We start from the raw sequence: 25,508 nt of genomic DNA, 5'->3' as shown, positions 1-25,508 counted from the left end.
AATAGAAGGTATCAACTTATTGTCCTAACCCAGGAATGTACTGTTAAAGGCTAATGGAAGAATATCGGAAACAGAATTACATTTTAAGATCTCTCCCGTTTCCCCGGACATAATTATAGATATGGACCTCTGTTGTTTTATTTCATATTCCGAAATGGACTGCCTACAATTACCACAAGGGGCGGCAGGTTTATTCACTACAAAATTTTTGGAAGTAGCACTTATGGCTATGGTCTTGATACCAATACCTGGAAATTTTGCTGAAGCGTAAAATATGGCCACCCTTTCCGCGCACAAACCGGATGGGTATGAGGCATTTTCCTGATTATTGCCAATTACAATTTCATCGTTATCCAATAATACCGCAGCCCCAACATTAAATTTTGAATAAGGGGAATAGGCATTCTTCCTGGCTTTTACAGCTTCATGCATTAAAGCTTGATCCTCCTGTTCCAGTTCATCCACAGATTCATAAACCATTAGATCAAACACCACCCTGCGTAGTTTCATAGAAAATTAGCGTTATATAATTTAGCAAAAATAAACAAAACCTGCTTGTGGGCAGGTTTTGTAGTAAAGCTATATATTTTTTTAGCCCATTAATCGTTAAAAAATTCTTCTCCCAAATTAAATGTCAAAGAAAACCTCAGTGTATTCTCCAAAGGGTTTCTGACCTGAGATGTAGAGAACAAATAGGAAAGGTCTACCTGAGCTGATTTAAATCTAAACCCAGCACCCAAAGTGAAAAATTTTCTCGAACCCTTTAAATCGCTCTCATTAAAATATCCCGTTCTCAACATAAACGCATTTTGGTAGGTGTATTCCGCACCAAGTGCCCAAGTAAATTCTTTTAACTCCTCACTAAAGCCATCGGGTGCATCTCCAAAGGACTTAAAAACCCCTTCAAAAAAAGTTGTTTGCTGATATTCGTCATTATCCGTTCCATCAATTACCCCGTCATCATTATAATCTTGTGGAGTAGGCACCAATAACTTATTAAATTCAGTGGTAAGCCCAAGCACATTATCTTGGTCCAAAATAAAATCAAAGCCAACTCCCCCTTTCAAATTGGTAGGAAGAAAATTCTCTTGTCCCGCATCGTCGTACTTTATCTTGCCTCCTAAATTTGAAATATTAAAACCGGCCCTCCATCGTCCATCAAAACTATTGTAGGCAATTTCACGAGAGCGATAGTACCCGGCAACGTCAACCGAAAAAGTACTCGCAGCCTTGGAATCCTCACTGCCATTATCCGGTAATTTAAGGTTGGAACTAATAAACCTACCGCCAACGGCCATAGAAAATGTTTCACTTAGCTTCAACGAATAAGAACCATCAAAAGCCAACTCGTTGGGCTTGGCCAATCTGGCCTGATCCCCTGCAAATTGCCTAAGTTCAATTTCTCCCAAGGTAAAGTACCTGATACTTAAGGCAAAGGCACTTCTCTCATTGATTTTATTATGAAAGTTTGCACTCAACAAGGCTATATCAGTAATTATACTTTCCAAATAAGGTGTATAACTCAACCCGATTCCCATTTTCCTTTCCGCAAAAGCAAATTTTGCCGGATTCCACTGTTGCGAGAAAGCGTCGGTAGATGTCGCAACCCCCATGTCCCCCATACCTGAGGCTCTGGCGTCTGCGGCGATTGTCAAAAACGGAACTGCTGTTGTAATAACCCTATCCTCTTGCGCTGAAACTTTACCCAGAAAAACGAACAGGAATAATATTGAAATTTTTTTCATTTCTAATAGTCTATAAAATTTGGTCGTAAAACTCTTAAATTTAACTGAATTATTAAGACAATTTTAGTTCATATACATTTATTAACGACCATTTTAATAATATCTTGTGTGAACGGTACAATTAATAGGATAATTTTACACATTTATATATAAATATATAGCTAGCATTCCAAAACAGATCTCGCACAACTAATTTATTGATATTTTTCAAAGAATTATCAACTATCCATACTATATTAAATTTTAAGTCGTTATTCATGTTAAGCGATGCTCTTTGCATGTTAAATAAATGATCAATTTTTTTTCATTTAACAAAATATTATGCCTTAATCATCGTTCTAAATGCCGAAAGCGACACAAAATATTAATAAAATATGAATCGCAAACTCCTTTAAAAAGTAGTTTGTCTTTTGAACTCAAGTCCTAATTATGAAAAAACAATTCATCAAAGTTGTACTCTCTTGCGCTATTGTAGCTGGTGGTTTTTCAAGCTGTAAAAACTCATCATCCTCTAAAAATGTTTCAAGGGCTACGGGCTGGAATATTAACGCCAAGGAAGGTGGATTTCAGTACAATTCAGACTTTAAAGAGCAGGAAACTGCACCAGGTTTAGTGTTTGTAGAGGGGGGAACCTTTACAAAAGGTCAGGTTCAAGATGATGTAATGCACGAATGGAACAACACCCCTACCTCACAGCACGTGCAGTCTTTCTATATGGATGAGACCGAAGTTACCAACGTTATGTATTTGGAGTATTTGGATTACCTGAAGAGTGTTTACCCTCCAGAAAATCCTAAATATGTACATATTTACACTGGGGCGTTACCAGATACATTGGTTTGGAGAAACAGGTTAGGTTTCAACGAAACCATGACCAATAACTACCTACGCCACCCAGCTTATGCGGAATATCCAGTAGTTGGTGTTAATTGGATCCAGGCGACCCAATTTGCCGAATGGAGGACAGACCGTGTGAATGAAGTAATGCTGGAAAGGGAGGGCTATCTTTCAGATGAGGCCAAATACAAAGTAATAAACGGTGAGGCAGAAGGAGGCTTTAGCACAGAGGCATATTTAAATAGACCGGAATCCGTATACAACGGACAAATAGACTCTTTACAGGGAAAAAAGAAAAAAGATTCAGTTTCTGTCTTTGCAAAAAGAAGCTCCGGGGTTATTTTACCAGAATATAGATTGCCTACGGAGACTGAATGGGAATATGCAGCCCAGGCTCAGATCGGAAGCAGGGAATACAATAACTACAGAGGTAGAAAAAAATATCCTTGGGAAGGAGATTATACTAGAAATGGACAAAGAGTTGGTAGAGGAGATCAATTGGCCAACTTTAAACAAGGAAAAGGAGATTACGGCGGAATTGCAGGATGGTCAGATGACGGAGCCGATATTACTGCGGAAGTTAAATCTTACAAACCCAATGATTTTGGATTATATGATATGGCAGGAAACGTGGCCGAATGGGTTGCGGATGTTTACAGACCAATCGTAGACGACGAAGTAAGTGACTTCAACTATTTCCGAGGAAACGTTTATATGAAAACGGCTATTGGAAAAGACGGAAAAGTAAATGTAATTCGTGACTCCATTGTGTATGACACCTTGCCCAACGGCAAAGTAGTAGCGGTAAATTTACCCGGAGAGATAAAAATGGTACCGGTAGATGAAGAAGAAACCTTCTTAAGAACCAACTTCTCTTCCAGTGACAACCGCGGATACAGGGACGGTGAACCAGGATCTACCAGATTTTACGATAGGTTTAGCGATGGGGACGAGGAAGAAAAGAATAAAAAGAAAATGTACGATGCTCCTGTCAGCAAGGTACAGGTAGACTCTACAGGAAATATTCTGAGAGCTTATGACAAATCCAACAACAGAACTTCATTGATCAATGACGAGGTAAGGGTCTTCAAAGGAGGTTCTTGGAGAGATAGGGCCTATTGGTTGGATCCTGCACAAAGAAGATATTTACCACAGTATATGGCCACAGATTATATTGGATTTAGATGCGCCATGTCCAGGGTAGGTTCCAAATCCAAAACAAAAAACAAAACCCCTAGAGGCAAGAAAGCCAAATAGGTACAACAACTAAATAAATATACGAAGAAGCCCTTTTTAAAAAGGGCTTTTTTTATATCTTAGATTTATGACAATAGAACATTTGCACCAACTCTTTTTAGAGTTTTCCCAGGTTTGCACGGACACTAGAAAAATAAGCCCTAATTGCATATTTTTCGCCTTAAAGGGAGATAATTTTAACGGCAACACCTATGCTGCCCTAGCACTGGAAAAGGGCGCTTCATACGCCATAGTCGACGAAGAGGAATTTGCAGGCCACGACAATACCATACTGGTGGAAAATGTACTTACAACACTCCAAAAGTTATCCCAATTTCACCGGAATTATTGCAAAGCAAAAGTAATTGGCCTTACTGGAAGTAATGGCAAAACCACAACCAAGGAGCTAATTACTGCTGTGCTTTCCAAAAAATACAAAACTATTGCCACAAAGGGGAATTTGAACAATCATATCGGGGTACCGTTAACATTACTTTCTATTACCCCTGACACGGAAATGGCCATTGTAGAAATGGGCGCCAACCATCTTAAGGAAATAGAGTTCCTTTGTAAGTTGGCCCAGCCAGATTATGGCTACATTACCAATTTTGGAAAGGCGCATCTGGAAGGTTTTGGAAGTGAGGAAGGAGTAATAAAAGGTAAAAGTGAGCTTTACGATTATTTAACCAGCCATGATAAATCCATTTTTTTTAATGCAGACGACCCTATTCAACAAGAAAAACTATCTACCGTCATCAAGAAATTTGGGTATAGCCAGAACAATAGTGAATTCTTTAAAATAAATCTTGTTGGCGCAGATCCATTTGTTAAAATTGCCGTAGGTGATATTCATATTACAACCCAACTGGTGGGCAGCTATAATTTCACCAATTGCTGTGCTGCAATATTAATTGGAAAATATTTTAATGTGGAGCTAGACGAAATAAAAAAAGGAATTGAAAATTACATCCCCCAAAACAATCGATCCCAAATAATAGATAAAAATGGCCACCACATAATTCTGGATGCCTATAATGCCAACCCTACCAGCATGAAGGCCGCCTTGGAAAACTTTCAACAATTAAAGGCCGATTATAAGATTGCATTCTTGGGAGACATGTTCGAATTAGGAAAAACAGCAGAAAAAGAACATCAGGATATTTCCAATATAGCCACCAATATGAATTTTGACCAAGTGTTTTTGATTGGGGAAAACTTTTTTAAGACAAAAAGTGACTTAAGGAAATTCAAGTCCTTTGACCATCTTAAGGAAACACTTAATAACAAAACTTTGAAAAATGCCACTATCTTGATTAAAGGATCAAGGGGCATGGCTTTGGAAAGAATTCTCGATTTATTATAACCCGTAAAAATTAGGTTTTTGTGGGACATACTGGATTCGAACCAGTGACCTCTGCCCTGTCAAGGCAGCGCTCTAAACCAACTGAGCTAATACCCCATTATCTGTAACAACAGAAAAATAGTCCGCCAAAATTACACCAATTTTAAGAGTTTAAAACAACCTTGGAAAGTTTTTTTCAATAAATTGATTCCTTTGGATTCAAAATCGATTTCTCAACTATTGAAACAAAGGCAGTATGCCTCCACTGTAGAACAAAGCTTCAACATCTCCCAAAAAAATAAAATCACCCCCTAATAAATTGGAATGGAATCCATTACTTTCTACCCTACCTTATTTCGATTTCCCAAATCTAAACACCTCTGAAGGAGTCCTGGCCCTTTTCAAAATGCTTTCCATTTCAGCAACCACCTCTGGAAAATCAGCCGCCAAATTATTCTCCTCACCGGTGTCCTTGGACAAATCATATAGTTCAATCCGGGCATCCGGGTTCTGCAGTACATTGTACTTTACCGCCTTCCAGTCCCCCATTCTAACAGCTTGCCTACCCCCTTTTTCATGAAACTCCCAATACAAATACTCGTGTTCTTTCTGTTCTGTGGACTTGCCTAACAAGGTGGGCAATAAGGAAATCCCATCCAAATCTGGAGTTTCCCTTATCCCCGCTATTTCTGCCAAAGTGGGAAAGACATCCCAAAATGCCGAAACATGTCCCGTAACGGTTCCCGGTTTAATCTTTTTAGGCCATTTGACCATCATAGGGACACGAATACCACCTTCGTACAAATCCCTTTTATATCCCTTTAACACACCATTGCTATCAAAATAATCGGGATCCGCCCCGCCCTCTAGATGTGGACCATTATCAGAGGTAAAAATTATAATGGTATTATCTGCTATCCCCAAATCGTTAACCTTCTTAACAATTTCACCTACCTGATCATCCAAGATACTTACCATTGCCGCAAAGGCCGCATGGCTTTCTGTTTGGGAACCATATCCTCCAATCTTATACCTAGGGCCATCATCTATTCCTTTGTACACTTTATCTGGTAAATATTTTCCTCTAAATTTACTCTGCACCTCCTCAGGGGCCACCAACTCCGCATGTGGAATTATGGACGGTACATAAGCAAAAAAGGGTCTATCCTTATTCTCCTCAATAAACTGTAAGGTCTTATCATGAATAAGATTAGGGGCGTAAATACCTTTTTTCGTGCCCGAATTCTCCGGTAGCACTATGGAGTCTTGATTGGACCACAAGTGATAGGGATAATAATTATGTCCCATCGTCTGACAATTATACCCATAAAAAGTATCAAATCCTTGGTTATTGGGATCACCTTCAGACCCTGGATACCCCAACCCCCATTTCCCAAAAGCACCCGTGCTATAACCAGCTTTCTTTAAGACTTCTGCAATGGTAAGGGTGCTATCGGGAATAGGAAATTGACCTTCTGGTTTAATTCCATAATTCCCCCTAACCACCGTATGCCCCGTGTGCATACCAGTCATAAGTGCCGATCTGGAGGGGGCACAAACAGTGCTTCCGGAGTAATGCTGTGTAAAAAGCATACCCTCGGCAGCCAACTTGTCTATATGGGGAGTTTTAAATTTTTTTTGCCCATATATACTTAGATCCCCATACCCCAGATCATCGGCAAGGATATAAATAATATTTGGCGGATCAATTGTTTTTGATACTTCAGCCGAACCTAAAGCGGAGGATTTTTTTTCCCTTTTGCATGAAGTAAACCCAATAGCCGCAATAATCATCAACCCAAAAACAACTTTAAAATCCATTACTCATCTATTTTTTATAAACATACGGAGAATTATTAAAAAGTCGCAGGTGGAAATTTTGAAAACCCATTGACAAAACCACCAATGACACCGTCTTTAAAATGCTGCAGGTAGTTCAGTTTCAAATGGAACGGTAAATTTAAGATCATGAAACCAATACACAGAGGTAATCACCTCTATGCTCATGGATTTATCGCTTAGCGACTCCCTATTGTACTGCCAAATTATATCCTTGGCATCCGGAAAAGCTCGACCTTCCAATTGGTCCGAAAACAACCTATTCAATAATGTATTCCTAGGCATCCCTGCCACCAATAATCTAATGAGGGATGCTTCAAAATCGGAATTAAACACGGACATATCTTCCTTTTTAGCGGCTTCTATAACCACTTTAAATCTTAGTGCCTCTGGCTGTGGAAACTTGCCATTAAAGGCCTGAAACAATAATTGCCCAGCATTAAAAAAAATTTCGTGCAATGATAAATCCGCATACTCCTCCCACATTTTTTCATGAAGCATTTCATGTGATAAATTGGCAATCTGGCTGCTATTTAAAATATCTTTAAACAAATAGCCCAAAACTATTTCTGCTGCCTCTGGGGGCTCAAAATCTGTTAAGGACAACATACACATTTCCTTCAATTCCGAAACCGGAATCTTGGACGCATCCCCAAACTCCATAACACCCAATAGCTCCATATAATTATTAGGGCTCCAGGCATTGGGCAATTCACGTATGGTTTCAAACTTATTTAGTTCAATTTTGTATTTCATAATTATGGATTTTCTAATTGCCAGCGCAATCCAAGTTACGTAAATGATAGCTAGGTTAGCACATATAAATCCCAGAAAATGCCTACTTCAAATTAATTCCAATTCAATATACTATTCCGTAAAATTAAAAGTAAATTTATCCCTGTCACATACTCTAAAAGAAACCAATAAACAGTCTTTATCTTGAAAATTTATATCCTTATTATAATCAGTTTTATTTATAGCTCCACCCTCTTGGGACAGCCTCAAAATACCAAAATAGTGTTTGTTATAGTTGATGGTATTTCTGCTGACGTTTTGGAAAAATTAGAAACACCCAATATTGATGCCATTGCCAAGGAAGGTGGCTATACCCGTGCCTACGTAGGGGGTGAAAAAGATAGTTATTCAGAAACTCCGACTATTTCCGCCGTCGGATACAACACTTTGTTGACCGGCACCTGGGCAAATAAACACAATGTATGGGGCAACAGCATTAAAGATCCCAATTATAACTATTGGACAATTTTTAGATATGCCAAAGAGAACAAACCTGAATTGAAAACAGCTATTTTCTCTACATGGTTGGACAATAGAACTAAATTGGTTGGAGAAAACCTTCCCCAAACCAATTACTTGAAATTAAATTATCATTACGATGGTTTTGAATTGGACACCCTGAATTTTCCACATGACGAAGACCGACTATACATTCATAAAATAGATGAAATTGTTGTAGATGAAGCCGCTAGGTATATAAAGGATGAAAGTCCAGATCTTTCATGGGTGTATCTCGAATATACAGATGATATGGGACACCGGTATGGAGATAGCGAACAATTTCATAATGCCATTACCATAATGGATAAACAAATAGGGCGCATTTACGAAGCAATGGAATTCAGAAGAAAGGAATATGGCGAAGATTGGCAAATATTTATCACTACTGATCACGGTAGGGACAAGGAAACGGGCAAAGGCCATGGAGGGCAATCCGATCGTGAACGCCTGACCTGGATCGTAACCGACGCCGATAACATAAATGACTATTTCAAGAAGGGAACCCCAGGCATAGTCGATATCTTACCAGCAATGCTCAGAAGTTTGAAGATCTCCCCTGAGCGCAACAGGGCGTTTGAAATTGATGGAGTTTCCATAACCGGACCACTTTCGGTGAGTGAACTAAAGGCGAGTATTCAAGGCAACGAGTTAACCCTAAGCTGGAACAGCTATAATAGGAACAAGAAGCTCAAAGTTTACCTAAGCACAGAAAATGGTTTTAGAAATGGCATATACGACCATTACAAATTGGTCAAAAAAGTTAAAGGGACCAGCAATAGCACCAAAATCGATTTAAGTAAATATCCTTCCCGTTTTTATAAAATTGTAATAGAAGGAAAGCACAATTCCACCAATGCATGGGTAGTACCTAATTAAATTAGTCAATTGTTCCAAGTTCAATTGGCCCATCATTGGAAGGATGGTTTCATCTAAGGACCAGTCAAATACATTCAAACCGATTGTGCAGAAAATCCTACCATTTATACATTTCCAGATTAAACCATTGTTTATACTCCATATCTTCATTGAAAATTAAAATGATACGATAGCCAAAGGCTAGAATTAAACTAATTTTTAAATCAAACTGGATCGCCTATTCAATACTTAGCCGGTTTATTTTAGAATAATTATATAACCTATTGAAATAATTATATAACATATTGCTTCCCCTATTTTCGACATTTGTATAACACCCAAAAAATCATTTATCATGTCACAGATCATAAGCATTATACTCGTATTGAATCTTTGTTTTGCAGGAGGCACCATTTTCGTAATCCTTCATGGAATGTATATTTCAAGAAAAAACCGTTCATTGGATATGGACTCCATTCACAATTTGGAAAAAAGAAAAATTGGCGAAGGCCCAAAAATTCAATTTTAGGCTTCTATGGCCAAATGCCCTAAACCATCATTTGTGAGGCAAACTCTTGGGGCATGCAATGGAAAATCGGTAGTTTAACTATAGATATACCTCCATCCTTAACACTTAGGTATCTGGATATTCCTACATAGCCCAAATTACGGGCATAAATACTACTTCCTAAAGAACTACAAATGATCCCAAAAAGACCTTATTTGGGTTTAAATTGTATTTTGGTAAAGTGAGCCTTTTCCGCTTTTTTGACCAAACAAAAAAGGCTCCCAATTTCTTGGAAGCCTTATCTTTGTTACTGTGGGCCCTACTGGGTTCGAACCAGTGACCCCCTGCTTGTAAGGCAGGTGCTCTGAACCAGCTGAGCTAAGAGCCCTAATTAATCAGTATTTAAAATCGCTTCCTGATTTCTCCAGAAGCGAGTGCAAATATAGAATAGTTTTTAATTTCCCCAAAGGAAAAAATAGAAAAATTTATACAATTTCCGCAACAACGAAAGTACTCCCCCCTACAAACACAAAATCCGATTTATTCGCAACGCTTAATGCAGTTTTAAGCGCTTCATTTACAGATGGATAAGACTCTCCCTGCAAACCATAATCCATTGCCCGCGATTTAAGGACAACCTCATCCAAACCTCTTTGAATATTTGGTCTACAAAAATAATAATGGGCGTTTTTTGGAAAAAGAGGTAAAATCTGTTCTAAATTCTTGTCCTTTACAAATCCGATCACCATATGTAGGGCTGTAAATTCCTGTTGCTTTATTTGATCCAAAACAATGGACAAACCTTCCGTATTGTGTGCTGTATCACAAACAACTGTTGGATGTTCGCCAATATATTGCCACCTGCCCAGCAATCCTGTATTTTCAGAAACCTTCAACAAGCCATCTACAATATGCTTCTCCCTAATGTTAAAACCCTTTAACTCCTTAATGACAGCAATAACTCCCTTGACGTTTTTGGTTTGGTAACTCCCCAGCAAAGAAGTTTTATAGATTCCAGGGATTACCTCCCCTGCAAAGGTTATTCTAGAGCCTCTTTCCCTTGCTATATTATTAAAAACCGTCGCTGTCTCTTCCTGAAGCTCACTTATCACTACCGGTACCCCCGGCTTAATAATACCTGCCTTCTCAAAAGCTATTTTGGCAATGGTATCGCCCAACATCTCCACATGATCATAGCCAATATTGGTGATCAATGACACTTCGGGTAGAATTATATTGGTAGAATCCAAACGACCTCCCAGTCCAACCTCCACAATGGCTATATCAATATTTTCCTTTTCAAAGTACTGAAAGGCCATTCCCACTGTCATTTCGAAAAACGAAAGGTCATGGGCCTGTAAAAACAATTTATTTTTCTTTATAAAATCGACAACGAATTTTTTACTGACCGGTTTTCCATTAATCCTGATCCGCTCCCTAAAATCCTTTAGATGGGGTGAAGTATACAAACCGACCCTATAACCGGCCTCTTGCAAAATAGAGGCCAACATATGACTACTGGACCCTTTACCGTTGGTCCCTGCCACATGTATACTTTTAAATTTCCGCTCAGGATGACCTAAATATGCGGAGAGGGACTGTATATTATCCAACTTACCCTTAAATGCAGAAATTCCCTTTTGTTGGTACATGGGCAGTTGCGCGAACATCCATTCCAAAGTTTCCTGATAGGTCATTTATAGTCGTCTGTTGAAGTTAGAACATAGTGCCGTTGCAATACCTTCTCTTAATCTAATTAAAAAAGTAAATGAAAATGTAAAATTACTGCAGGAAAATTGTTTTTGGGCAATGAAGGAAACCTTTATTCCCCCAATTTAAAATTCACCACTACAAAACCAACTTGTTGGCTAGGGGCGTTGGAATCCAAATTCCATTGATGCATAAAAGCAGTTTTTTTGGCAGGTTCCAACAAGCAGGGATGGGTATTGGTAGTACCTCTTACCCCAGGGGTAGCACTAACCACTTTACCATTTCTGTCCACAACAATTTTCACTACAACCCTTCCTTCTTCGTTGCATTCTTGTTGCACCTTGCCTTTATTCACCAAAGATCTTCCATTGAGCCCATAACCTCCGGTACCACTGCCCGACCCGGGACTTCCGTAATAACTAGTTGCGTATGGGTCGCCGTCTGGCTGACCTTTATCCCCCGCCTTATTATCATCACCTTCGCCACCAGAAGCGGTTCCTTCGGATTTATTTATACCCCCGATCAACTCATCGAGTTTATTCTTTTTTGCCTGTTGTTCTTTCCTAACCTTTTCTTCAGCTTCCTTCTTTTCGCGAGCAATACGCTCCGCCTCGGCCTGAGCCTTTTTGGCTGCTTCGTCCGCCTTGCGTTTAGCTTCCTGCTGTTGTTTTATTTTTATGGATTCTTCGCTTTCCTGGGTAAGTAATTTTTCGGCAGGTTTCTCCTTGGCCACCTTTTCCTCCGGCACCTCTTCTACCACTTCTTCCACTTTTTCCTCTTGAACCTTAGGCTCTTTAATGGGAGTGTTGAGGGGTTCTGATTTAATCTTTTCTTTGGGTTGCACCCTGCCGCTACCAAAATCGGTTGTTCCAAAGTTCACCGAAATACCATTTTCTATTGGAGGATCCATGTATGTGAGTCCAATATAAAAAAGCAATAGCAATAGTACACTCAACAGAATTGTGGTAAGTGTAAATGATTTTTTCTCGTGTCTCGTGTTAAGTAATGACATTAATTTGGTCGCACTGCCAAAATAACCTTGTAATTATTCCTATTGGCAATATCCATTACGTTCACCGCTTCTTTGATGGCTACGCTCTCTTCTGCCCTAAGAATAATAGTAGGTTTCTCCTGCCCTTTTAGTGCCTTTTTTAATTCAATTTCTATATACTGTCCGTTAATCTTCTCGTTGTTTACAAAATATTCCAAATTCTTATTAATGCTTACCGATACATTTTGGGTATTTGTAGATTTCCCCTTTGCTTTGGGCAATAACAGATCCAATGCATTGGGCGAATTTGCAGTTAGCATAAAGAATATAAGCAATAGGAACACTATGTCCGTCATAGAGGACATGCTAAAATCTGGGCTAACTTTATTTCTACCTTTTAGTTTCATTTGTTATGTTCTAAAGAGGTTCGTTCAATAAATCTAAAAATTCCACCGCATTGGCTTCCATTTTATGTACTACCTTATCTGTCCTGTTTACTAAATGGTTATATCCTATATAAGCGATAATACCTACAATAAGACCGGCTACGGTAGTGGTCATTGCCGTATAAATACCAGAGGCCAAAGAACCCATTTCTGCCTGTCCACCACTGGTTGCCATTTGATGGAATGCCAAAATCATACCAATTACGGTTCCTAAAAACCCGATCATAGGTGCGGCTCCGGCAACGGTGGCCAAAACACTCACATTTTTTTCCAATTTATATACCTCAAGGGTACCTGCATTTTCTATAGCGGTATTAATATCGTCCAAGGGCTTCCCTATTCTGGATATTCCCTTTTCCGTTAACCTAGCTACCGGTGAATCTGTCTGAGCACACAATATTTTGGCCGCATCCAATTTACCATTGGTAACATGGTCCCGTATCTGGTTCATAAAATTGCTATCTATCTTTGAAGCTGCCTTAATCGCAAAAATCCGTTCAAAATAAATATACAGTGCCACAAAAAGCATTACAAACAAAACACTTATGATCAAGATACTTCCTGTACCGCCATTTACTATTAAATCAATGACAGAAAGCGTCTTTTCCTCGGACACAACTCCCTCTAATCCTGCCTCTTGAGCCAGGTCTTGTATCAATAACATATATTTTCTTTATTTAAGTTGCCTTAATAACGGTCTTTTATCGATTAAATTATGCGTTCAACACTAAATTTCTAATTAATATAAATCCTATGGCACCGGCAGCAAATCCAAGGAATGCCAACCATGCTATTTTCTTCAAATACCAGAAGAAGTCTATTTTTTCCATTCCCATAGCCACAACCCCTGCTGCAGAACCAATAATCAACATACTACCGCCTGTTCCAGCGGAGTAAGCTATGAAATGCCAAACAGGATCATCCATCCCTACAGAGAACATTCCTATACTGGCCGCGACTAGAGGCACATTGTCTATTACAGCGGATCCTATACCAAGGAAAAGCACCACTAAATCCGACACCAATTCTCCGCCAGACTCTGTTCCCAACATCGGCATTACCTCATCCAAAGTTCCAGCAAAATGGAACAACATCCCCAAAGATTCCAAAGCTGCCACAGCCATTAAGATACCCAAAAAGAAAAGAATACTTGGCAATTCAATTTTGGAAAGTGATTTATGTACTGGGCTGTGATGTGATTCTGCCTCACTTTCACCATCTATGTTGGAAATACTGAATTTGGAACTACTATATACTTCTGCAAATGTAGCTACCAAAGCCAAAGAAAGCATCATACCAACGTAAGGTGGCAAATGTGTTATGGTTTTGAAAAAAGGAACAAATATAATAGCCCCTAATCCTAAATAAAGCATGGTTGCCCCGTATTTGGACTTAGTTGGTTCCTCTTCATCCATGTCTGCATCAATATTCCCAGAAAATGCCTTGTACCTACTAGCAATAAAGGTGGGAACCACCATACAAATTATAGAAGGCAAAAGAACGTGTTCTATCAACTGGGCCGCAGATACCTTATTGGCAATCCACAACATGGTAGTGGTAACATCCCCAATTGGAGACCAAGCACCACCGGCATTGGCGGCAATGATGATCATACCTGCAAACCAAAGTCTTGTTTCCCTATCATTGATCACTTTCTGCAGAATGGTAATCAAAACAATGGTAGCGGTCAGGTTATCGATAATAGCTGAAAGTATAAAAGCCAAAATGGAGAACAACCACAACAATTTTCTTTTGCTCCTGGTTTTTATAAAACCTTTTATGGTTGCAAAGCCATCGAAATAATCTATTATTTCCACAATGGTCATCGCCCCCAGAAGGAAGACCAATATTTCTGCCGTTTTCCCAAGATGATGCAGCAAAATCTCATCTATATGGGTCGCCTCCAACTCCCGGAGCTCGGCATTGACCTCAAAAACCGGCATATGTGCCAAAGCTATAACCGCCCACAACAGAGCCATCATAGCCAAAGCGGGGATTAATTTGTCTATTTTAAGGTTATGCTCCAATGTTATTGCCAAGTAACCGGCAACGAATAAAATAATAATAATGGTCTCCATGCTATTATTGGTTTAGATTAATTGTTTCAAAGCAATCTCAAATCCGGTTTTACTGAGATTGACTTTTGATTTATTTTGGTCAAATATATTTAAAATTGCGTTTCTAATGGTATTTGAAGTGTCATTAAAAATAAGTTCGTCATCCATTGCTACCCTCCCCTCCATAAAATAGGCAAAGACCCGGGCCATTCCACAGTTGGATATAAAATCTGGAATTAGACTAACACGTTCGTCCGTATATTCCATTATTGGACCAAAAAATATTTCTTTATCAGCAAAGGGCACATTGGCTCCACAGCTGATCACGTCCAACCCGGCTTGGATCATTCTGGATATCTGTTCCTCAGTCACCAATCGGGATGCGGCACAGGGTACAAAAATCTCGGCGGGCAAATTCCATATTCTATCGTTCATTTCCGCAAATGGAATAATATTATCCGCAAAAAGCTCATTACCCTTTTTATTCAGAAAGAAAGTTCTTATTTCCTCCAAGGTATAGCCTTCCTCATTGATCACCCCTCCGGCACGATCTATAATCCCGACCACTTTGGCACCCATTTTGGCCAAATAAAAGGCCGCTGCGGAACCTACATTGCCAAAACCCTGAACAATGGCCCTTTTGCCTTTAACAGAACCACCGTGTATGTCATAATAATGTCTAACCGCTTCCGCCACTCCAAAACCGGTTATCATATCCGCAACCGTAAATTTTCTGGCCACCGAGGGCGAGTAGTCCTCCCCTTCCAAAACCTTAACAACCCCCAATCTTAATTGACCGATCCTATTGATCTTGTCCGCTTCGGTGGGCTTAAAGTGACCGTTAAAAACACCCTCTTGCGGGTGCCAAACGCCGGCGTCCTCCGTAATAGGGATAACCTCGTGAATTTCATCAACATTTAAATCCCCTCCGGTACCGTAATAACTTTTCAACAAAGGCGCTACCGCATGGTACCACCGTTTAAGTACCCCGACTTTTCTAGGATCGTTGGGGTTAAAATTAATACCGGATTTGGCACCTCCAATCGGTGGTCCTGAAACCGTAAATTTCACCTCCATTGTTTTTGCCAAAGATAAGACCTCGTTCATATCCAATCCTTCCCTCATCCTGGTACCGCCACCAGCGGCCCCACCGCGAAGGGAATTTATTACCGTCCACCCTTCTGCTTCCGTCTCTGGATCTTTCCAGTTGAAGACAATTTCAGGGGCTTTATTTTCATATATTTTTAATAACTCTTTCATTGCACCTTACAATTATTTTAATGATTTCATTTGCTAATAAGGGGACTTTTCACATCCTTATGGTTTATTTTACCAGCCTAGCTAATGTTGCCTCATAATTGATAAGTTCTTTTTACAGATAAAAAAGTATACAACCGAACAAATATAAAAATATAGATTAGGTTTTAATGTTTTTATTGCCCATTATTATTCCATTCTATACTCGTATATTTGTAATATTCTCATAATTTTTTCTAACAAATGGATTTTACACTATCGGAAGAACAGTTGATGATACAGCAGGCAGCAAGGGATTTTGCCCAAAATGAATTATTACCCGGGGTCATTGAAAGAGATGACGCCCAGAAATTCCCTACAGAACAAGTAAAAAAAATGGGGGAACTCGGATTTATGGGAATGATGGTTGCCCCCAAGTACGGAGGAAGTGGTCTGGACACTATTTCATATGCCATTGTTATGGAAGAACTTTCCAAAGTAGACGCCTCAGCCTCGGTCATTGTATCTGTCAATAATTCTTTGGTATGTTGGGGACTGGAAACTTTTGGCAGCGAAGAACAAAAGGAAAAATACTTAACCCGATTGTCCACAGGACAAAGTATTGGGGCGTTCTGTCTTTCCGAGCCTGAAGCAGGCAGCGATGCCACCTCCCAAAAAACAACGGCTGTGGACCGAGGGGACCACTATGTACTAAATGGCACCAAAAACTGGATTACCAATGGAAATTCAGCTGAAATATATTTGGTCATTGCCCAGACCGATGTTTCAAAGGGGCATAAAGGGATAAACGCGATAATTGTAGAAAAGGGCATGCCCGGTTTTGAAATAGGCCCTAAGGAAAATAAATTGGGAATAAGAGGCAGTGACACTCACTCCCTTATCTTTAACGATGTAAAAGTTCCCAAAGAAAACAGAATAGGCGAAGACGGATTTGGTTTTAAATTTGCCATGAAAACACTTGCTGGGGGCAGAATAGGAATTGCCGCCCAAGCTTTGGGTATCGCAGCAGGCGCCTATGAATTGGCCCTTAAATATTCTAAAGAGCGAAAGGCTTTTGGTACCGAGATTAGCAATCACCAAGCCATAGCGTTTAAACTTGCAGATATGCACACCCAAATTGAAGCAGCGAGACATTTGGTCTACAAAGCGGCATGGGACAAGGACCAAGGCAATAACTATGACCTTTCAAGTGCAATGGCAAAACTTTACGCTTCCCAGGTAGCTATGGACACTGCCATTGAAGCAGTGCAAATTCATGGTGGCAATGGCTTTGTAAAAGACTACCATGTGGAAAGAATGATGCGGGACGCCAAGATTACCCAGATCTACGAAGGAACCTCAGAAATTCAGAAAATTGTAATTTCACGTAGTATTTTAAAAGAATAATATTCACTAAATTAGATTTATCCCCTATTTTTACGGGGTAAAACCTGAAATAAATAAAATTAATAAATAACAACCCCTAATCTAAATGGGGTAATCAACCAGAAATAACCAATTTTACATTATTAACCCCCTGTTAATAGGAAAAAAATCAATATACAAAGCTTAATATTGAGGAAATCCCAAATTAACGGGCTCAAATATCAGAATATGCATTTTTTTTAACGTTGAATTATAAACGTTGAATTTCTTTCGCACTATTTAATATTGCACTGCATTAAATGTAAATATTTTGATATTTTTGAATAAATATGATAATTTATGAAGCTGAGAAAACAAGGATTGTACCTACCAGAATTTGAACATGACAACTGTGGCGCAGGATTTATTTGTAGTCTAAAAGGAAAAAAGTCGAATGATATTATTCATAAGGCTTTGGAAATATTAGAAAGGCTGGAGCACAGGGGAGCTGTAAGTTCGGATGGAAAAACTGGAGATGGTGCCGGAATCCTAATAGACATTCCACATGATTTTTTTCAGGACGTATGTAACTTTGAGCTTCCTGAACCAGGTAGTTATGCTGTGGGCAATGTCTTTTTACCTCAAAAGGAAAACCAACGTGACTACTGTATCGAGGTTTTTGAAAACAACATTAAAAAACAAGGTTTAAAATTATTGGGATGGAGGGAAGTACCTGTAAACAAATCCATACCTGGAAGAATAGCCGCAGAGACCGAACCTTTCGTAAAGCAAGTATTTGTTGCTAGAGAGAATGACGAACAAGATTTCTTCCATTTCAACTTAAAATTATTCATAGCCAGAAAGGTTACCGAGCACACCATAAACGCTTCCAAGTTATCTGAAAGCAAGTTTTTCTATGTTCCGAGTCTATCCACCAAAATTATAATCTTCAAAGGGCTTTTGATGCCGGAAGATATCAGCTTATACTATAAGGACCTTATGGACCCTAGGGTAGTCACCAGATTGGCCCTTGTGCACCAACGTTTTTCCACCAATACATTCCCTACTTGGGATTTGGCCCAACCTTTCCGCTATATGTGTCATAATGGGGAAATCAATACCCTGAGAGGCAATGTTACAAGAATGCGTTCCAGGGAGGAATTAATGAAAAGTGATTGGTTCGGAGACGAAATAAAAAATATTATCCCTATTATATTACCAGGGAAGTCGGATTCCGCTACCATGGACATGGTCGTTGAATTATTGTTAATGACAGGAAGATCACTCCCTGAGGTTATGATGATCTTGGTACCCGAGGCTTGGGAAAAGAACAATGAAATGTCCGAAGCAAAAAAGGCATTCTATGAGTACCACTCCTGTTTAATGGAACCATGGGACGGCCCTGCCTCTATACCTTTTACCGATGGAAACTACATAGGTGCCGTATTGGACAGAAATGGATTGCGTCCATCTCGATATTCCGTTACAAAGGACGGTTATGTTATTATGTCGTCTGAGGTTGGGGTTGTAGAACTTGAGCCCGAAAATATTGAAATGCACGGAAGATTGGAGCCGGGAAAAATGTTCTTGGTAAACATGGAAGAAGGGCGCATTGTCAATGACGAAGAAATTAAGGAAGCAATTGCTTTAAGGTACCCCTACAAAGAATGGTTGAACAAAAATTTGGTTCACCTTAAGGATATCCCATACAATGACTGTCCACTTTTCTTAAACGAGGCTTCCGTACAAAAGAGAAAAGCAGTATTTGGATATACCTTGGAAGATATAAATACCATTATACTTCCCATGGGAAAAACGGCCAAGGAGCCATTGGGATCAATGGGGTCTGACACTCCTATCGCTATTTTATCCGATCGCCCCCAACTAATATATAACTACTTTAAGCAATTGTTCGCACAGGTTACCAACCCGCCATTGGATGGTATTCGCGAGGAGCTGATTACAGATATTAGCCTAACCTTGGGAAGCGATCATAACATTTTTGAATTTTCAGAGCTTCATTGCCGAAAATTAAAAATTAAAAATCCAGTTATATCCAAGGAAGATTTGGATAAAATAAAGAATTATGATGCCAGCCCTGACTATAAGGTAGTTTCCATTGCGATGCTTTATGACATTGATAAGGGACATAACGGCCTTGAAGATGCTTTGGAATCCATTTTAATACAAGCAGAACAAGCTATTGATGAAGGTGCCAATATCATTATTTTATCGGATAGAAATGTTAGTAAGGAAAAAGCTCCCATTCCAGCCTTGTTGGCATGTTCATTTGTAAACAGCGGACTTCAGAGGTTGGGCAAACGTTCCAAACTAAGTGTAATTATTGAATCTGCCGAACCTAGGGAAGTTCATCATTTTGCCTTACTATTTGGATTTGGGGCAAGTGCTATAAACCCTTATTTGGTCAACGAAATTATAGCGGAACAAATTGAAGAGCACGATATAACCGAATATACTTTTGAAGAAGCCATTAACAACTACAACAAAGCTGTTGGCAAGGGTATTCTTAAGGTAATGAACAAAATTGGAATTTCCACTCTAAACTCATACCGCGGATCCCAATTGTTCGAATGTATTGGAATAAACACCTCCACTGTAGACAAGTACTTCCCTAATACACCCACTAGAATTCAGGGTATAGGGCTTTATGAAATTGAGAAGGAAATTGCAAAACGTCATCACAGAGCATACATAGATAAAGAAATTGCCGCAAATTTAGATTTGGAAATCGGCGGACAATATCGCTGGAGGCGAGATGGTGAAAAACACCTTTTCAACCCTTTAAGTGTTGCCAAACTACAGAAGGCCGTTAGAAACAACGAACCGGAATCCTATAAGGACTTTGCCCAAATGGTGAACGAGCAATCCAAGGATTTAATGACCATACGCGGTCTTTTTGAATTCTCCAATTACGACCCCATTCCTTTGGATGAAGTGGAACCATGGACAGAAATAGTAAAACGTTTTAAAACTGGTGCAATGTCTTATGGCTCCATCAGCAAGGAAGCACATGAGAATTTGGCCATCGCCATGAACAGGATCGGTGGAAAAAGTAATTCCGGTGAAGGCGGGGAGGATGCAGAGCGTTTTTACAAGAACCAAACCGGGGATTGGAAAAACAGTGCCATCAAACAAGTTGCTTCCGGTAGATTTGGGGTTACTTCCAATTATTTGACCAACGCCAAAGAAATTCAGATAAAAATGGCACAAGGGGCCAAACCAGGTGAAGGTGGGCAATTACCCGGACCAAAAGTAAATCCGTCCATTGCCAAAACTAGAAATTCCACGCCATATGTGGGATTGATTTCACCTCCACCCCATCATGATATATACTCTATTGAGGATTTATCCCAATTGATTTTCGATTTAAAATCTGCAAATCGCGAGGCAAGGATCAACGTTAAATTGGTTTCCGAAGTGGGTGTGGGTACGGTAGCAGCCGGTGTTTCCAAAGCAAAGGCAGACGTTATTCTTATATCCGGCCATGATGGTGGTACCGGGGCTTCCCCATTAACATCCTTAAAGCACGCCGGACTTCCATGGGAATTGGGAATTGCCGAGGCGCAACAAACCTTGGTACTGAACGACCTAAGGAACAGGATAGTCCTGGAATGTGACGGCCAGTTAAAAACTGGAAGGGATGTAGCAATAGCTTGTTTGTTGGGAGCAGAAGAGTTTGGATTTGCCACAGCACCATTGGTAGCCTCAGGATGTATCATGATGCGTGTATGTCATTTAAATACCTGCCCAGTAGGTATTGCGACACAAAATCCTGAACTGCGCAAGAAGTTTGAAGGTAAGCCCGAACACGTTGTTAACTACATGTACTTTGTAGCCCAAGAACTTAGGGAAATAATGGCCCAATTAGGGTTTAGGACTATTGAGGAAATGGTTGGACAAGTACAAAAACTGGACCGTAAAAAAGCTTTGGAACATTACAAGGCTGCAGGTATAGACCTTACTCCAATTTTATATCAGGTTGATGTACCAAAAGGAACCAAATTCTACAATACCCAGAAACAGAAACACGATATTGAAAAGTCTATTGAGTTTGAAATATTGGAGAAAGCCCATCCGGCCCTGTTCAGGAAAGAAAAAATCTCTTTGGATTTCCCTATACATAATACCGATAGGGCCGTTGGAGCGATTACCAGTAATGAAATTTCAAAAATTTATGGTGTAGATGGTTTACCCGAAAACACCTTAAAACTTAATTTCACAGGATCGGCAGGACAAAGTTTTGGGGCATTTGCAACCAAAGGCCTTACCATGATCGTCAATGGAAACACCAATGATTATTTAGGAAAAGGGCTATCCGGAGCTAAGTTAATTATAAAAGTACCGTACAAGTCCACTTTAAAACCAGAGGACAACGTAATAACCGGAAACGTTACGCTTTATGGAGCAACCTCCGGAGAAGCCTATATAAACGGAAAAGCCGGTGAACGCTTCTGCGTAAGGAATTCAGGAGCACAGGCTGTCGTAGAGGGAATTGGCGATCATGGTTGTGAGTATATGACTGGTGGTACAGCAGTTATTCTTGGTGAAGTGGGAAGAAACTTCGGAGCTGGAATGAGTGGAGGTATTGCCTACATCTTTGATGAAAAAAATACCTTCAGAAGAAATTGCAATACGGAAGCTTTAAACCTATTAAAAGTAGAGGACGACAATGATATTGCTGAATTGAAAGGCCTTATAGAAAACCACTATAATGCCACACTTAGCCCAATAGCACAAAGGATCCTTGAAAATTGGGAAGATTGCCTACCAAAATTTATTAGGGTTTTCCCTGAAGAATACAAGCAGGCTTTGATACGTTTAGAAAAAGAAAAATTAGAAACGATATAATCGAAATATGGGAAAGATAACAGGATTTTTGGAATTCGATAGAAAAGTAGAAGAATACGCTCCTGTAGAGGATAGAGTGAAAAACTACAAGGAATTTACGCTCCCAATGAAAGAAAAGGAGCTTAAGGACCAAGGCGCAAGATGTATGGACTGTGGTATTCCTTTTTGTCACAGTGGGTGTCCGTTAGGTAATCTAATACCTGATTTCAACGACGCAGTTTACCTTGGCAAATGGGATAAAGCTGCAGAAATATTGCACTCCACCAACAACTTCCCGGAATTTACGGGTAGGCTTTGTCCCGCGCCTTGCGAGGAAGCTTGTGTATTGGGTATCAATGAAGACCCGGTAACTATAGAGAACATTGAGAAAAACATTGTTGAAACAGCTTTCAAAAAAGGCTGGGTAGTAGCAGAACCTCCCGCTAGCAGAACTGGAAAAACAGTTGCCGTTATTGGATCGGGTCCCGCCGGACTTGCAGCGGCCCAACAGTTGAACAGAGCAGGACACCTGGTTACCCTTTTTGAAAGGGATGAAAAAGTTGGAGGCCTTCTAAGATATGGTATTCCTGATTTTAAGATGGAAAAAAATATCATTGACAGAAGGGTTAAGATTTTAGAGGAAGAAGGTATTATAATTAAGACCGGTGTTCATGTGGGCGTTGATGTTTTGGCTACAGAACTCAAAGATCAATTTGATGCCATTGTACTTTCTGGTGGTGCCACCGTGAGAAGAGGACTGCCTATAGAAGGAGCAGACCTTAAAGGTGTAGTGCAAGCCATGGATTTCTTAAAACAAAATAATAAGCGCGTAGACGGTATTAAAGATCTGGGCGAGGAAATAAAAGCTACTGGCAAAAACGTTGTGGTTATAGGTGGGGGAGATACGGGATCTGACTGTATTGGAACCTCCATTAGACACGGCGCCACTTCGGTATCCAATTTTGAAATATTAGGGAAACCTCCAGTAGGACGTCCGGAAGATCAACCTTGGCCATTTTGGCCAATGCGATTGCGAACAAGTTCTTCCCACAAAGAAGGTGTAGAGCGCTTTTTTAGCATTTCCACCAAAAAATTCATTGGTGATAAAAATGGTAATTTAAAAGGACTTATTACTTCTGAAGTAGAGTGGGTTCCACAACCCGGACAACGACCTATGCTTAAGGAAGTTCCAGGTACTGAAAAAGAGTGGAAATGCGAATTAGCACTTTTGGCGATGGGCTTTACAGGTTCCGAAATGACAGTAGCCGAGCAATTGGGCCTTGAGGCCGATCCACGTACCAATATTAAGGCCAGTGAAGCCGATTATAAGACCAACGTCCCTGGCGTATTTGTAGCCGGTGATCAAAGAAGAGGGCAATCCTTAATAGTTTGGGCCATTTCCGAAGGTAGACAAGCGGCTTACCATGTAGATACCTATCTCATGGGAACGTCTTATTTACCATTAAAAGGAGAGGGAGACCTACCAAGGGTTTAATATATTTTCTGAAGACCAGAATAGATAAAAAAAATCCAACCCGTTACATGGGTTGGATTTTTTTTATTTCACCATCGGCGAGCCTAGCCTCAGTTACATATACTTATACGATCAAGCATCTTAACTAACCTAAATAACATTATTTTATTGATGTCCTTAAGGTTACGGCAACTTCGCAAAGTTTAAACTATTAGAACTAAGCAACCTTAAAATCCCACAATAGGAATTAGATTACATTTTCCATGTACCGCTCTCCGCAGTAATTTCCACATCCCAATCTTGCGGTGGATTATTTTTGTATTTAAGGTCACTATCCTCTAATGGAAAAGAATTAACCACCTCCAATAGACTGTTATAACTATTTTTCCTCTCGGCAGTATTAAGACTGTCCATTAGGTTATGGCGCTCAAAGGGATCATTGACCAAATCAAAGAACTGTTCCGGTTTACCGTTGGAATCTATATATAATTTGAATTGTTGGTCCCGTAGAACCCTATCCCTGAATTTAAATTGATTTTCTACACCATTTTCGGTTAGCCGAGCAAAGTTTCCACCACCCATACCTAATATCCATTTGCGTTGCGAGGCCTCGTCACCCTCCAGCAAAACCTTCGCAAAAGACTTACCATCTATAATGTGCGAGGCATTGATATGTGTCCATTTATCCTTTGAGTCAACCCCTGCCAGGTCCAAAAAGGTTGGAAGGACATCCGTAAAATCTATAAGGGCATTCGATTCCTGACCCGCTTTAATATGCCCAGGCCAACTAACCACAAATGGTTCACAGATTCCCGCTTCCAAGGTAGTGGACTTACCACCTTTTACCTGTTCCCCTTTATAAGTACCCGATATGGATTGAGTGGTACCATTATCTGTAGTAAAGACGATCATGGTGTTTTCCAACAGACCATTTTGCTTTAAAGCCTCTACCAGTTGCCCTAAAATCTTATCGGTATAGCGCACCATAGCCTTGTGCTTGCCCAAATTATCATTTGCAGATTCGTCCGGGGTATTTACCAAAGGAGTATGGGTCAATACCATAGGGTAGTAAACAAACATGGGACCTTCCTTATTTTCTTGCAGAAAATCTATGATAAAATCACGAAAAATATCCGGTCCAAAAGCACCGGGATAGGTCTTACTGCCTTCTTTGGTATAAACATAAGGATCCCAGTATCTTTCGGCACTGGCCTCGATACCTGCCTCGTAACCCGTCCACATACAGTATTCATCAAATCCAGCTTTCTCCAACGCATCCGGTTCTACCCTAAAATCATCGATCTGCCATTTACCAGCTATACATGTTTTGTAACCCGCCCTTTTCATTTCATTGACCAAGGTAGGGTTCTCTGTTTCATCAAAATGGGCACTCCCGCCCCAGCGGGGAACATCCCAATGGTTGACCCAACCATGTCTAAAAGGGTATTGACCTGTAAGCAAAGTCACCCTTGTAGGAGTACATTGGGGCATGGAATATACATTGTTGAACTTAATACCAGACCGGGTCAGCGCATCTATATTAGGAGTCTCTATATCCTCCGCACCGTAACTACTGATCCATTCCTTCCCCAGATCATCGACCAAAACAAACAATATGTTAGGTGGTTGCTGGTTCGTGGATAACTTGGTTTTAGCTGTATCGCCACAACCAAATAAAAACACAAGAACGCTGGCAAAAAGTATTCTTTGCATCAACATGAAT

Annotated in this window: 18 protein-coding genes and 2 tRNA genes; 7 read left to right on the top strand and 13 right to left on the bottom strand. The window is 40.0% G+C overall.

Annotation, left to right across the window (positions count from 1 at the left end; genetic code table 11):
• Positions 1-24 precede the first annotated feature (24 nt).
• Both cdd and porV read right to left on the bottom strand, forming a co-directional pair.
• Complete coding sequence (gene cdd / locus MWU82_RS21345; protein ID WP_247097839.1) at positions 25-510, bottom strand: cytidine deaminase; 486 nt, start codon at positions 508-510, stop codon at positions 25-27.
• Between the two features lie 89 nt (positions 511-599).
• Entirely contained in the window at positions 600-1,745 is a 1,146-nt protein-coding gene (porV, locus tag MWU82_RS21340) for a type IX secretion system outer membrane channel protein PorV (protein WP_247097838.1), read from the bottom strand.
• Positions 1,746-2,174: 429 nt separating this feature from the next.
• Between porV and gldJ the strand changes: the two genes are divergently transcribed.
• A complete protein-coding gene (gene gldJ / locus MWU82_RS21335) occupies positions 2,175-3,839 on the top strand; it encodes a gliding motility lipoprotein GldJ (RefSeq protein WP_215946135.1) in 1,665 nt (554 codons plus the stop codon).
• A gap of 67 nt (positions 3,840-3,906) precedes the next feature.
• Positions 3,907-5,181, top strand: coding sequence for a UDP-N-acetylmuramoyl-tripeptide--D-alanyl-D-alanine ligase (murF, locus tag MWU82_RS21330; RefSeq protein WP_215946136.1), 1,275 nt, complete (start codon positions 3,907-3,909; stop codon positions 5,179-5,181).
• 21 nt (positions 5,182-5,202) lie between these two features.
• Here murF and MWU82_RS21325 read toward each other — a convergent pair.
• The 3 genes from MWU82_RS21325 to MWU82_RS21315 form a co-directional block, all read right to left on the bottom strand.
• Positions 5,203-5,277 (bottom strand) — tRNA-Val (locus MWU82_RS21325).
• A 234-nt stretch (positions 5,278-5,511) separates the two neighbouring features.
• A complete protein-coding gene (locus MWU82_RS21320; RefSeq protein ID WP_247097837.1) occupies positions 5,512-6,981 on the bottom strand; it encodes an arylsulfatase in 1,470 nt (489 codons plus the stop codon).
• Between the two features lie 96 nt (positions 6,982-7,077).
• Complete coding sequence (locus MWU82_RS21315) at positions 7,078-7,755, bottom strand: hypothetical protein (RefSeq protein WP_247097836.1); 678 nt, start codon at positions 7,753-7,755, stop codon at positions 7,078-7,080.
• A 183-nt stretch (positions 7,756-7,938) separates the two neighbouring features.
• Between MWU82_RS21315 and MWU82_RS21310 the strand changes: the two genes are divergently transcribed.
• Positions 7,939-9,171, top strand: coding sequence for an alkaline phosphatase family protein (locus tag MWU82_RS21310; protein WP_247097835.1), 1,233 nt, complete (start codon positions 7,939-7,941; stop codon positions 9,169-9,171).
• A gap of 334 nt (positions 9,172-9,505) precedes the next feature.
• A complete protein-coding gene (locus tag MWU82_RS21305) occupies positions 9,506-9,679 on the top strand; it encodes a hypothetical protein (RefSeq protein WP_215946137.1) in 174 nt (57 codons plus the stop codon).
• A 292-nt stretch (positions 9,680-9,971) separates the two neighbouring features.
• Here MWU82_RS21305 and MWU82_RS21300 read toward each other — a convergent pair.
• The 7 genes from MWU82_RS21300 to MWU82_RS21270 all read right to left on the bottom strand — a co-directional run bounded on the left by MWU82_RS21300 (position 9,972) and on the right by MWU82_RS21270 (position 16,122).
• Positions 9,972-10,046, bottom strand: a tRNA-Val gene (locus MWU82_RS21300).
• Positions 10,047-10,143: 97 nt separating this feature from the next.
• Entirely contained in the window at positions 10,144-11,355 is a 1,212-nt protein-coding gene (locus MWU82_RS21295; protein WP_247097834.1) for a folylpolyglutamate synthase/dihydrofolate synthase family protein, read from the bottom strand.
• 125 nt (positions 11,356-11,480) lie between these two features.
• A complete protein-coding gene (locus tag MWU82_RS21290) occupies positions 11,481-12,380 on the bottom strand; it encodes an energy transducer TonB (protein WP_215947439.1) in 900 nt (299 codons plus the stop codon).
• On the bottom strand, positions 12,380-12,766 hold the full coding sequence (locus MWU82_RS21285) for a biopolymer transporter ExbD (protein WP_031445231.1): 387 nt from the start codon (positions 12,764-12,766) through the stop codon (positions 12,380-12,382). The genes MWU82_RS21290 and MWU82_RS21285 overlap by 1 nt, the downstream gene beginning before the upstream one ends.
• Before the next feature lie 10 nt (positions 12,767-12,776).
• Positions 12,777-13,469, bottom strand: coding sequence for a MotA/TolQ/ExbB proton channel family protein (locus MWU82_RS21280; RefSeq protein ID WP_072865676.1), 693 nt, complete (start codon positions 13,467-13,469; stop codon positions 12,777-12,779).
• A gap of 49 nt (positions 13,470-13,518) precedes the next feature.
• Positions 13,519-14,883, bottom strand: a complete 1,365-nt coding sequence (gene nhaD / locus MWU82_RS21275; protein ID WP_247097833.1) for a sodium:proton antiporter NhaD — start codon at positions 14,881-14,883, stop codon at positions 13,519-13,521.
• 12 nt (positions 14,884-14,895) lie between these two features.
• Positions 14,896-16,122, bottom strand: a complete 1,227-nt coding sequence (locus MWU82_RS21270) for a Glu/Leu/Phe/Val dehydrogenase dimerization domain-containing protein (protein WP_247097832.1) — start codon at positions 16,120-16,122, stop codon at positions 14,896-14,898.
• A 240-nt stretch (positions 16,123-16,362) separates the two neighbouring features.
• Here MWU82_RS21270 and MWU82_RS21265 point away from each other — a divergent pair, with 240 nt between their 5' ends.
• From MWU82_RS21265 to MWU82_RS21255, 3 genes are all read left to right on the top strand, one after another.
• Positions 16,363-17,505 carry an acyl-CoA dehydrogenase gene (locus tag MWU82_RS21265; protein ID WP_247097831.1) on the top strand — a complete coding sequence of 381 codons (1,143 nt, stop codon included), beginning with the start codon at positions 16,363-16,365 and terminating at the stop codon, positions 17,503-17,505.
• A 318-nt stretch (positions 17,506-17,823) separates the two neighbouring features.
• Positions 17,824-22,332 (top strand): glutamate synthase large subunit, encoded by a 4,509-nt coding sequence (gene gltB / locus MWU82_RS21260; RefSeq protein ID WP_215947435.1) that lies wholly within the window; start codon positions 17,824-17,826, stop codon positions 22,330-22,332.
• Positions 22,333-22,339: 7 nt separating this feature from the next.
• Positions 22,340-23,806, top strand: coding sequence for a glutamate synthase subunit beta (locus MWU82_RS21255; protein WP_215947434.1), 1,467 nt, complete (start codon positions 22,340-22,342; stop codon positions 23,804-23,806).
• Between the two features lie 231 nt (positions 23,807-24,037).
• Here the strand turns inward: MWU82_RS21255 and MWU82_RS21250 are convergent, their stop codons facing one another.
• Positions 24,038-25,498: a sulfatase-like hydrolase/transferase gene (locus tag MWU82_RS21250; RefSeq protein WP_247097830.1), complete on the bottom strand. Its 1,461-nt coding sequence runs from the start codon at positions 25,496-25,498 to the stop codon at positions 24,038-24,040.
• Between the last annotated feature and the right edge of the window lie 10 nt (positions 25,499-25,508).

Origin of the sequence: Arenibacter sp. S6351L, from assembly GCF_023016025.1 — a bacterium.
Taxonomy (GTDB): domain Bacteria; phylum Bacteroidota; class Bacteroidia; order Flavobacteriales; family Flavobacteriaceae; genus Arenibacter; species Arenibacter algicola_B.
The sequence above is the reverse complement of the archived record's forward strand: the minus strand, read 5'-3'. Positions and strand labels throughout refer to the sequence as shown.

Excerpts from the sequence above, each read along its gene's own strand:
- MWU82_RS21320 (WP_247097837.1), bottom strand. The coding sequence starts at position 6,981 with ATGGATTTTAAAGTTGTTTTTGGGTTGATGATTATTGCGGCTATTGGG.
- MWU82_RS21265 (WP_247097831.1), top strand. The coding sequence starts at position 16,363 with ATGGATTTTACACTATCGGAAGAACAGTTGATGATACAGCAGGCAGCA.
- MWU82_RS21315 (WP_247097836.1), bottom strand. The coding sequence starts at position 7,755 with ATGAAATACAAAATTGAACTAAATAAGTTTGAAACCATACGTGAATTG.
- gltB (WP_215947435.1), top strand. The coding sequence starts at position 17,824 with ATGAAGCTGAGAAAACAAGGATTGTACCTACCAGAATTTGAACATGAC.
- MWU82_RS21255 (WP_215947434.1), top strand. The coding sequence starts at position 22,340 with ATGGGAAAGATAACAGGATTTTTGGAATTCGATAGAAAAGTAGAAGAA.
- murF (WP_215946136.1), top strand. The coding sequence starts at position 3,907 with ATGACAATAGAACATTTGCACCAACTCTTTTTAGAGTTTTCCCAGGTT.
- MWU82_RS21285 (WP_031445231.1), bottom strand. The coding sequence starts at position 12,766 with ATGAAACTAAAAGGTAGAAATAAAGTTAGCCCAGATTTTAGCATGTCC.
- nhaD (WP_247097833.1), bottom strand. The coding sequence starts at position 14,883 with ATGGAGACCATTATTATTATTTTATTCGTTGCCGGTTACTTGGCAATA.
- gldJ (WP_215946135.1), top strand. The coding sequence starts at position 2,175 with ATGAAAAAACAATTCATCAAAGTTGTACTCTCTTGCGCTATTGTAGCT.
- MWU82_RS21250 (WP_247097830.1), bottom strand. The coding sequence starts at position 25,498 with ATGCAAAGAATACTTTTTGCCAGCGTTCTTGTGTTTTTATTTGGTTGT.
- porV (WP_247097838.1), bottom strand. The coding sequence starts at position 1,745 with ATGAAAAAAATTTCAATATTATTCCTGTTCGTTTTTCTGGGTAAAGTT.
- MWU82_RS21305 (WP_215946137.1), top strand. The coding sequence starts at position 9,506 with ATGTCACAGATCATAAGCATTATACTCGTATTGAATCTTTGTTTTGCA.
- MWU82_RS21270 (WP_247097832.1), bottom strand. The coding sequence starts at position 16,122 with ATGAAAGAGTTATTAAAAATATATGAAAATAAAGCCCCTGAAATTGTC.
- MWU82_RS21290 (WP_215947439.1), bottom strand. The coding sequence starts at position 12,380 with ATGTCATTACTTAACACGAGACACGAGAAAAAATCATTTACACTTACC.
- cdd (WP_247097839.1), bottom strand. The coding sequence starts at position 510 with ATGAAACTACGCAGGGTGGTGTTTGATCTAATGGTTTATGAATCTGTG.
- MWU82_RS21280 (WP_072865676.1), bottom strand. The coding sequence starts at position 13,469 with ATGTTATTGATACAAGACCTGGCTCAAGAGGCAGGATTAGAGGGAGTT.
- MWU82_RS21295 (WP_247097834.1), bottom strand. The coding sequence starts at position 11,355 with ATGACCTATCAGGAAACTTTGGAATGGATGTTCGCGCAACTGCCCATG.